The sequence below is a fragment of the bacterium genome, from assembly GCA_040753555.1.
Lineage (GTDB): Bacteria > UBA9089 > UBA9088 > UBA9088 > UBA9088 > JBFLYE01.
Map to the genome: position 1 here is coordinate 1 of JBFMDZ010000054.1, position 8,506 is coordinate 8,506.

Here is an 8,506-nt window from a genome sequence, read left to right on the forward strand (position 1 = left end):
TTGGCCTTACTATTGTTAAAAGAATTATGGACAGGCACAATGGAAAGATTTGGGCAGAATCAGAAAATGGAGCAAAATTTTGCTTTACATTGACAAAATAGCCAATTTCCGATATAATCTTTTAAAAGGTAAAGAAATGAAATGATAAAAGGATTAAAGAGATAAATCCTGATACCGCTTTGCCAAATAAGGATATAATTGTTATAAGAAGGTCAGATAGCTCTGGAACAACATTTATATTCACAGATTATCTTTCAAAGATTAGTAAGGATTGGGAGAAGAATATAGGAAGGAGTTCATCTGTTAATTGTTATTATCTGCCTTATATTTGGCTCTTTAATAGATGTAATTCTTCCATCCCTTAAGGTCTATATTATGCCACCATTAGCAATAGTCATAATTTTAATATGGGCTTATGCAACATGGTATTCAATAGTAAAATACAGGCTTATGGTTTTAACACCAGCACTTGGCGCTAATGAGATTGTTGAGAGGGTAATGGATTTGGTGGTATTGGTTGACAATTATGAAAATATAATAAGCACTAACCCTAAAGCAAGGGAGTTGACAAGGTATAATGAGGAAGAATTGGTTGGTAAGCCTTTAAAAATCCTTCTTGAGAAAGAAATAAAAAATGGGTTTATCTGCGAGAGTTTTCTTAAAACAAAAAATAATGAGTATATCCCAATGCAGGTTTCTATCTCCTCTGTAAAGGATAAATATGGCGATAGGGTAGGAAAGGTAATTGTTGGTCAGGATTTAAGGCAAATGAAGCAATTAGAGGCAGTTACTAAGGAATTGGAGGCATTTAGCTATTCTGTTGCCCATGATTTACGAGCACCATTAAGGGGGATGAGGGGTTTTAGCAAAGCACTTATGGAGGATTGTGAAAAAATGCTTCCAGAGGATGGAAAGGGCTATTTTAAGAGGATAGAGGAAGAGGGTAAGCGTATGGATGAGATCATTGAAGACCTTTTAAGCCTCTCATATGTGGGAAAGTTTGAGATGTATACCAAAATGGTAAATTTGAGCATTTTGGTAGAAGATATTGCAAATAGGCTTAAAGGTAGTGAGCCAGGAAGAAATGTTGAATTTGTTATCAAAAAGGATGTATTTGCACAGGGAGATTCTAATCTTCTTAAAATATGCCTTGAAAACCTTATTGGCAATGCCTGGAAGTTTTCATCCAGAAAAGAAAAGGCAATAATTGAATTTGGCACAGAAAACATTAATGACAAGATAGCATATTTTGTTAAAGATAATGGAGCGGGCTTTGATATAAATTATAAAGATAAGCTATTCCTTCCATTTGAAAGGCTTCATTCAAGGGATGAATTTCCAGGCTCTGGGATTGGCCTTACTATTGTTAAAAGAATTATGGACAGGCACAATGGAAAGATTTGGGCAGAATCAGAAAATGGAGCAAAATTTTGCTTTACATTGACAAAATAGCCAATTTCCGATATAATCTTTTAAAATGAAAATATTGCTTCTTGCAGCCCTCCTGGCAGCATGTAATCCCCGTAAAATAGAGCTACAGGGTGCTGGTGCAAGCTTTCCCTATCCACTTTATTCAAAGATGTTTGAGGGGTATTACAAGGAATTTAATGTAAGGATAAATTATCAGGCAATAGGCTCAGGCGGAGGGATAAGGCAGCTTATAAATAAAACCGTTGATTTTGGAGCATCTGATGTATTTATGAGCGATAATGAGCTTAAAGAAAACCTTAATATCCTTCATATTCCAATTTGCATGGGCGCTGTTGCTATAACCTATAATTTGCCAAATAACCCTAAAATTAAGCTTACGCCAGATATAATTGCTGATATATTTCTTGGAAAGGTAAAGAAATGGAATGATAAAAGGATTAAAGAGATAAATCCTGATACCGCTTTGCCAAATAAGGATATAATTGTTATAAGAAGGTCAGATAGCTCTGGAACAACATTCATATTTACAGATTACCTTTCAAAAATTAGCAAGGTTTGGGGGGAAAATATAGGGAGAGCTCCAATGGTTAATTGGCCTATTGGATTGGGAGGAAAGGGAAATGCAGGTGTAACCTCTTTAATTAAACAAACACAAGGAAGCATTGGATATATTGAGCTTACCTATGCAATGGAGCAAAATTTGCCTTATGCTATTATAAAAAACAAAAATGGAAATTTTATAGAGCCAGATATTTCCTCTGTCTCTTTGGCAGGAAATATAGAGATTCCAAATGATACAAGAATATCAATAGTAAATACGGCTAACCCTCTTGGCTATCCAATATCGGGCTTTACCTGGATTTTGGTCTATAAGGAGCAAAAGAATGAGCAAAAAGGAAAAGGGCTTACAAAATTGCTCTATTGGATGACGCACGAAGGTCAAAAATACACAAAACCTCTTAATTATGCACCAATTCCAGAACCTGCTGTAAAAAAGGCAGAAGAAATAGTAAAATTAATAACATACAATGGTAAGCCATTACTCAAAGAAGGAGCTGATTTTTAAAAAAACCCTATCCATTTCAGCTATACTTATAATAGCCTTGCTTTTTGCTATTTTTTTAACACTTATTTGCCATTCTTTTCCAAGTATTAAGGCATTTGGTTTTAAATTTTTATGTTCAAAGGTATGGGATCCTGTATTTTCTCAATATGGTTGTCTTCCGTTTCTTCTTGGAACACTCATTACAGCAGGATTGGCACTTTCTCTCTCTTTTTTCTTTTCCCTCTCAATATCTATCCTTATTGGAGAATACCTTAAAAAGGGAACCCTGCCATTCGTTCTTAAGGGTTTAATTGACCTCCTTGCCGGCATTCCCTCTGTAATTTATGGATTTTGGGGGCTTTTCTTTCTTGTTCCAATTATTCAAAAAATAGAGATTTGGTTGGGAATAACCCCATATGGTGTTTCTATCCTCGCAGCCTCCCTGATTCTTTCCATTATGATTATTCCATATTCAGCATCCATTGGAAGGGAGGTTATTAGCCTTGTTCCATCTGAAATTAAAGAGGCAGGCTATTCTTTAGGTGCAACAAGGTATGAGGTTATAAGAAAGGTTATTCTGCCCTATGCAAAAGGTGGGCTATTTGCAGGATTTTTGCTCTCTTTAGGAAGGGCATTGGGTGAGACAATGGCTGTAACAATGGTAATTGGAAATTCAGCCCTTTTGCCAAAAAGCATATTTAGCCCAGGAAATACAATGGCATCTGTTATTGCAAATGAATTTACAGAGGCAACAGGAAAATTATATCTTTCTTCCTTAATAGAAATAGGGCTTGTTCTATTTGTTGTTGTAACAATAATAAATATTATGGGAAATTATATTGTAAGAAGGGCAAAATGTTAATTAGAATAATTAAGAATTGGCTTTTTTTGGGGACGATAATTTTACTTTCCTTTTTTTCTATTCTTCCCTTGTTTCTTATTCTATTCTTCATATTCAAAAATGGAACATCCTCTCTAAATCTTCTTTTAAGCTCCCAGATTTTAAATGCTATTGTTGGAACATTTATTTTAATTATTCTTTCCTCCCTATTTTCTATTCCTTTAGGCATTTTAGCTGGCATATATCTTTCTGAATCTAAAGGAAAGATTGCAGGATTTGTAAGAACATCCGTTGAGGTTTTGCAGGGAATTCCATCTATTGTTATTGGTATTATTGCCTATTTTTTAATTGTTGTCCCAATTGGAGGATTTTCTGCCATATCTGGTGGTTTTGCTTTGGGGATTATTATGCTTCCCTTAATTGTAAAATCCGTAGAGGAAACTTTAAAGCTTATTCCAGATACATTAAAGGAGGCATCATTGGCACTTGGCGTTCCATATTATAAGACAATCCTAAAGGTTATCCTGCCTGCTGGATTATCTGGAATTTTAACAGGCATCCTTTTAAGCATAGCAAGGGTTTCTGGAGAAACAGCACCACTCTTGCTTACAGCATTTGGATCTTCCTTTATGAGCTTTTCTCTTTTAAAGCCAATAAACTCCCTTCCCCTACTTATCTTTAATTATGCTACATCGCCGTATTCTGATTGGATATCACAAGCCTGGGGGGCTTCCCTTATTTTAGTCTCACTTGTTTTAATCTTAAATATAATAGCTAAGTTAGTTGTAAAAAGATGGAAAATACAGTTTTAAAGACAGAGAGCCTTTATGCCTATTTTGGAGAGCATTGTGTCCTAAAGGATATAAACCTCTCCTTACCTTATAACAATGTAATAGCAATTATGGGTCCATCTGGTTGTGGAAAGACAACCCTTATAAGGTGTATTAACAGGATGCATGAGCTTATAGAAGATGCAAGGATAGAGGGTAGGATTTTTCTTCACAATGAAGATATATATAGCCTTGACCCTATAATTGCAAGAAGAAAGACAGGTATGGTCTTTCAAAGGCCAAACCCATTTCCCACAATGAGTATATATGACAATGTTATTGCAGGATATAAGCTAAATGGCATAAAAATAAAAAAGGATGAAAGGGAAAGAATTGTTGAGGACAAATTGAAAAAGGTAGCATTGTGGGATGAGGTTTGTTCTTGTTTGCATAAAAGGGGAACATTTTTATCGGGTGGTCAGCAGCAAAGGCTTTGTATAGCAAGGGCTTTAGCAATGGACCCAGAAATTTTATTGCTTGATGAACCTACATCTGCTTTGGATCCAAAGGCTACATCTTCTATAGAAGAGCTAATCATAAAGCTAAAGGAAAGCGTAACTATTCTCATTGTTACCCACAACATTGAACAGGCAGCAAGGGTTTCTGATTTTACCGCATTTCTATACCTAGGCGAGCTAATTGAATTCGGGAAAACAAAAGATATCTTTACTGTTCCATCCGATAAAAGGACAGAGGAATATCTAACGAGAAGAATTAGGTAAGATGAATGAATGAATGGATTAAAGGGCTTAAGGAATCATCTTTTGTTTTTGGGACATCAAGGATAAAAAGGCTTCTTAAAATTTTAGAGAATCCAGAAAAAAATTTTTCTTCTATCCATATAACAGGTTCAAATGGAAAGGGGTCGGTAGCAACATTTATCTTTTCTGTGTTAAAGGAGGCAGGCTATAAGGTTGGTTTATATACATCGCCACACCTTATAGATTTTAGGGAGAGGATAAGGATAAACAATAAAATAATTCCTAAAAAGAAACTTGAAACCATTATTCAAAGGATAAAAAAAGCAAGTGAAGGGCTAGACATAACATACTTTGAGGCAGCAACAGCCATTGCATTCTTGTATTTTGCACAAGAGAATATTGACATAGGAATTATTGAAGTAGGATTGGGTGGAAGGCTTGATGCAACAAATACAATTAAGCCCCTGCTTTCCATAATTACCAATATCTCCCTTGAGCATACAAATTACCTTGGAGATACAATAGAGAAGATTGCAAGAGAAAAAGCAGGGATAATAAAAAAAGGAATTCCTGTTATTATTGGAAGGATGGATAAAAAGGCACAAATCGTAATAGAAGAATGTGCAAAGAAGAAAGATGCGCAAATATTTATTGAAGGAAGGGATTTTATAGGAAAAGGAATGCCAGATTCCTTTGAGGTTAGGGTTTTTGATAAAGATTATAAAGGTTTTTCATTGGGAATGATTGGAAATCATCAGGTTATAAATGCCTCTTTAGCAATTATTGCCCTTGAGGTTTTAAAAAAAGATTTTCCTTATGATTTTTGCAAGCTAAAGAAGGGGCTTAAAAATGCCTATATAAAGGGAAGGATGGATATTATTTCAAAAAATCCTTTGATTATTGTAGATGGTGCACACAACCCAGAAGGAGCAAAAATATTAAGGGAGGCTTTAAATTTCTATTTTTCATCTTATAAACCTATATTTATCATAGGAATTTTAAAGGATAAGGATAAAGATAGATTTCTTTCTAATCTTGATATATCTAGCTCTAAGGTAATTGTAACAGAGCCAAAGATAGATAGAAGATGCCATAAGGAATTGCTTTTTGAAATTGTAAAAAAATATACATCTAATGCTATTGTTATGGATAATGTAAGCAAGGCTATTGAATATGCAAAAAATATTGTAAAAAATGATGAGCTTATTTGTATTTGCGGCTCTTTTTATCTTATAGGCGAAGCAATAAAATATGAAAAGAAAAAAGCCTATTAAAAAAAGGTTAAATATAAGGCAATGGACAAAATATGTTTATTGGCTTTTTGTTGTCGTTTTGCTAGTTACAGCCATATTTACAAGATACATCCACCTTAAATCCATTCAGAAAAATGATTCAACATTCTATAACCTTCCTGCTGGAACCGATATGCTTACATATGATAACCAGGCACAAGAGATTTTAAAGGGAAGGCATCCAGCACCCTATTATTATGGCCCCTTATATTCATATTTTCTTTCTTTAGCCTACCTTATTTTTGGACATAATTTATATATCATAAGGTTTATCCAAATGATTTTTGGTGTCTTTACTTGTCTATTTATATTTCTTATTGCAAAAAAGGTATTTGGAAAGGGGGTTGCTATTGTATCTTTGGCATTGTCTGTTTTTTATGATATGTTTATAGTCCATGAAGGGCTTATTTTGCTTGAGGCACTTGCTACCTTTCTAAATACCCTCTTTATATTTTTTCTTCTTAAAAGCGAAGAAACTAGACAATTAAAATACATTTTTTTATCTGGCATTCTTTTGGCATTATCATCTCTTTGTAGAACAAGCATCTTGCTTTTTCTTCCATTTGTATTTATCTGGATGCTTGTTTTTTTTAAAAGAAGGGCGTTTTCTTACTTTTTTATTTTTAGCCTAACTACATTTATCTTTATATCTCCAGCAACAATAATGAATTATCTTTCCTCAAAAAAATTTACTTTGGTTACAACAAATGGACCTGTCCTCTTATGGATTGGAAATAATGAATGTGCAGATGGAACATACCTTACCTACCCCCTTCCTGAAAAGCTACAAAAGAGGCTTTCTGAAATAGGTGATAGGGCATATATTGAAGATGTAATAAGGTTTGCAAAAGAAAAACCGAAATTGTTTTTAAATCTTCTTCTTAAGAAGTTTTTACTCTTTTGGGGAAGATTTGAGATAGCAAATAATATGAATTATGAAGACATAAAAAAGGCTTCTTACATTATAAGGCTTCCCTTCTTTATAGGATTTGGATTTATTGCACCCCTTTCCCTTTTTGGGATGATTCTCTCATTAAAGAATAAAAGATGCCTCCTTCTTTTTCTTTTTATCTTTTCATTCATCCTTTCTATAATAGCTATTCATGTTCTTGGAAGATATAGGATTTCTTTTATCCCAGCCATTATCCCATTTGCTTCCTGCACCCTATTTTGGTTATATGAGAAAATAAGAAAGATGGAATATAAGAGGATTTTATTGTCTATTCCTCTTCTTTCTCTTTGCTTTTTTATTATCTGGCAGGAGGATGCAAGAATTTTTTATTTTAAGCTTAAAAATCCAGCTGGCATCCATAAAGATGGGGTTATAACAGATTCAAAATGTATACTATCACAAAGAAATGCTATTGTTCTTCATAATGGAGAAGAAGCAAAGAAGGAATTTATGATAATTGAGGACATCTCATTATACAAAGAGGCTAAATTATCATTTGATTATATGGCATATGGAGAGGGAAAGCTAATAATTGATATAAATGAAGGTGTTTATTCTATACAAGCAAATATACAACCAACACAAGGGATGAGTTTTAACCTCTATAACATTCCACTTCCAATAAAATTTTTAAAGAAAGGGAAAAATTCCTTTGTTTTTAAGGTAGAAGGAGATTGGGTGTTTGTCCTTCCTTATGACCCTATATATTCATTTAAAAGGTCACATCAATTTATAGATGGAAAATTTAAGAAGATAAATGGTGAATTTATAATTTCACTTAATCTTATAAATGCTTGAGGAATTATATAAACTTGGGCTCTTTTGCCATAGGAGACTCTCTGAACCAAAAAGGGTTCCTGCGTTTGTTATAAGTGTTGGAAATATTACAACGGGTGGAACAGGAAAGACGCAGATGGTTTTAAAGATTGCCCAAATCTTTAAGGAAAAGAAGGTTTGCATCTTAAGCAGGGGCTATAAGGGAAAATATGAAAATAAGGGTGCAATTGTTATGCCAAATATGAAGGTAGAGGATGTTGGAGATGAGCCTTTAATGCTTTCAAAGATGTGTAATATCCCTGTTATTGTTGGAAAGAATAGATACAAAAATGCGATGTTTGCAATTTCTCATCTTGGCGTAGATACAATTATCCTAGATGATGGATTTCAACATTGGGGATTATTTCGCAATTTAGATATTCTTCTTATAAATGGAGCTAATCCATTTGGAAATTATCACCTCCTTCCTTATGGAATTCTCCGTGAGCCACTATCTTGCATAAACAGGGCAGATATAATTATAATTACAAAAAAGAAAACCCCAAATCTTATTGATGTAATAAGGAAATTTAATAAAACCTCACCCATATTTGAGGCAGATTATAAACCAAGTGCTTTGTTGGACAATAATGGAAAT

The 8,506-nt window shown here is 33.8% G+C and carries 10 protein-coding genes; all 10 read left to right on the forward strand.

The window, feature by feature from the left end; translation table 11 throughout:
- The first annotated feature begins 11 nt into the window (after positions 1-11).
- A complete protein-coding gene (locus tag AB1630_06055) occupies positions 12-101 on the forward strand; it encodes a hypothetical protein (protein ID MEW6103363.1) in 90 nt (29 codons plus the stop codon).
- A 78-nt stretch (positions 102-179) separates the two neighbouring features.
- On the forward strand, positions 180-365 hold the full coding sequence (locus AB1630_06060) for a hypothetical protein (protein ID MEW6103364.1): 186 nt from the start codon (positions 180-182) through the stop codon (positions 363-365).
- Between the two features lie 10 nt (positions 366-375).
- Positions 376-1,452 carry an ATP-binding protein gene (locus AB1630_06065; protein ID MEW6103365.1) on the forward strand — a complete coding sequence of 359 codons (1,077 nt, stop codon included), beginning with the start codon at positions 376-378 and terminating at the stop codon, positions 1,450-1,452.
- 25 nt (positions 1,453-1,477) lie between these two features.
- Positions 1,478-2,497, forward strand: coding sequence for a phosphate ABC transporter substrate-binding protein PstS (pstS, locus tag AB1630_06070; protein MEW6103366.1), 1,020 nt, complete (start codon positions 1,478-1,480; stop codon positions 2,495-2,497).
- Positions 2,460-3,338 carry a phosphate ABC transporter permease subunit PstC gene (pstC, locus tag AB1630_06075; protein MEW6103367.1) on the forward strand — a complete coding sequence of 293 codons (879 nt, stop codon included), beginning with the start codon at positions 2,460-2,462 and terminating at the stop codon, positions 3,336-3,338. The genes pstS and pstC overlap by 38 nt, the downstream gene beginning before the upstream one ends.
- Positions 3,332-4,129: a phosphate ABC transporter permease PstA gene (gene pstA / locus AB1630_06080; protein ID MEW6103368.1), complete on the forward strand. Its 798-nt coding sequence runs from the start codon at positions 3,332-3,334 to the stop codon at positions 4,127-4,129. Before pstC ends, pstA begins: the two co-directional genes overlap by 7 nt.
- Complete coding sequence (locus tag AB1630_06085; GenBank protein MEW6103369.1) at positions 4,111-4,869, forward strand: phosphate ABC transporter ATP-binding protein; 759 nt, start codon at positions 4,111-4,113, stop codon at positions 4,867-4,869. Before pstA ends, AB1630_06085 begins: the two co-directional genes overlap by 19 nt.
- Positions 4,870-4,874: 5 nt before the next feature.
- Complete coding sequence (locus AB1630_06090; protein MEW6103370.1) at positions 4,875-6,122, forward strand: folylpolyglutamate synthase/dihydrofolate synthase family protein; 1,248 nt, start codon at positions 4,875-4,877, stop codon at positions 6,120-6,122.
- Complete coding sequence (locus tag AB1630_06095; GenBank protein ID MEW6103371.1) at positions 6,100-7,890, forward strand: glycosyltransferase family 39 protein; 1,791 nt, start codon at positions 6,100-6,102, stop codon at positions 7,888-7,890. Before AB1630_06090 ends, AB1630_06095 begins: the two co-directional genes overlap by 23 nt.
- Positions 7,883-8,506, forward strand: a 624-nt coding sequence (lpxK, locus tag AB1630_06100) for a tetraacyldisaccharide 4'-kinase (GenBank protein ID MEW6103372.1), incomplete at its 3' end; no start/stop codon positions are given. The genes AB1630_06095 and lpxK, both read left to right, overlap by 8 nt.

Excerpts from the sequence above, each read along its gene's own strand:
- pstA (MEW6103368.1), top strand. The coding sequence starts at position 3,332 with ATGTTAATTAGAATAATTAAGAATTGGCTTTTTTTGGGGACGATAATT.
- pstC (MEW6103367.1), top strand. The coding sequence starts at position 2,460 with ATGGTAAGCCATTACTCAAAGAAGGAGCTGATTTTTAAAAAAACCCTA.
- AB1630_06065 (MEW6103365.1), top strand. The coding sequence starts at position 376 with ATGCCACCATTAGCAATAGTCATAATTTTAATATGGGCTTATGCAACA.
- AB1630_06090 (MEW6103370.1), top strand. The coding sequence starts at position 4,875 with ATGAATGAATGGATTAAAGGGCTTAAGGAATCATCTTTTGTTTTTGGG.
- pstS (MEW6103366.1), top strand. The coding sequence starts at position 1,478 with ATGAAAATATTGCTTCTTGCAGCCCTCCTGGCAGCATGTAATCCCCGT.
- AB1630_06085 (MEW6103369.1), top strand. The coding sequence starts at position 4,111 with ATGGAAAATACAGTTTTAAAGACAGAGAGCCTTTATGCCTATTTTGGA.
- AB1630_06095 (MEW6103371.1), top strand. The coding sequence starts at position 6,100 with ATGAAAAGAAAAAAGCCTATTAAAAAAAGGTTAAATATAAGGCAATGG.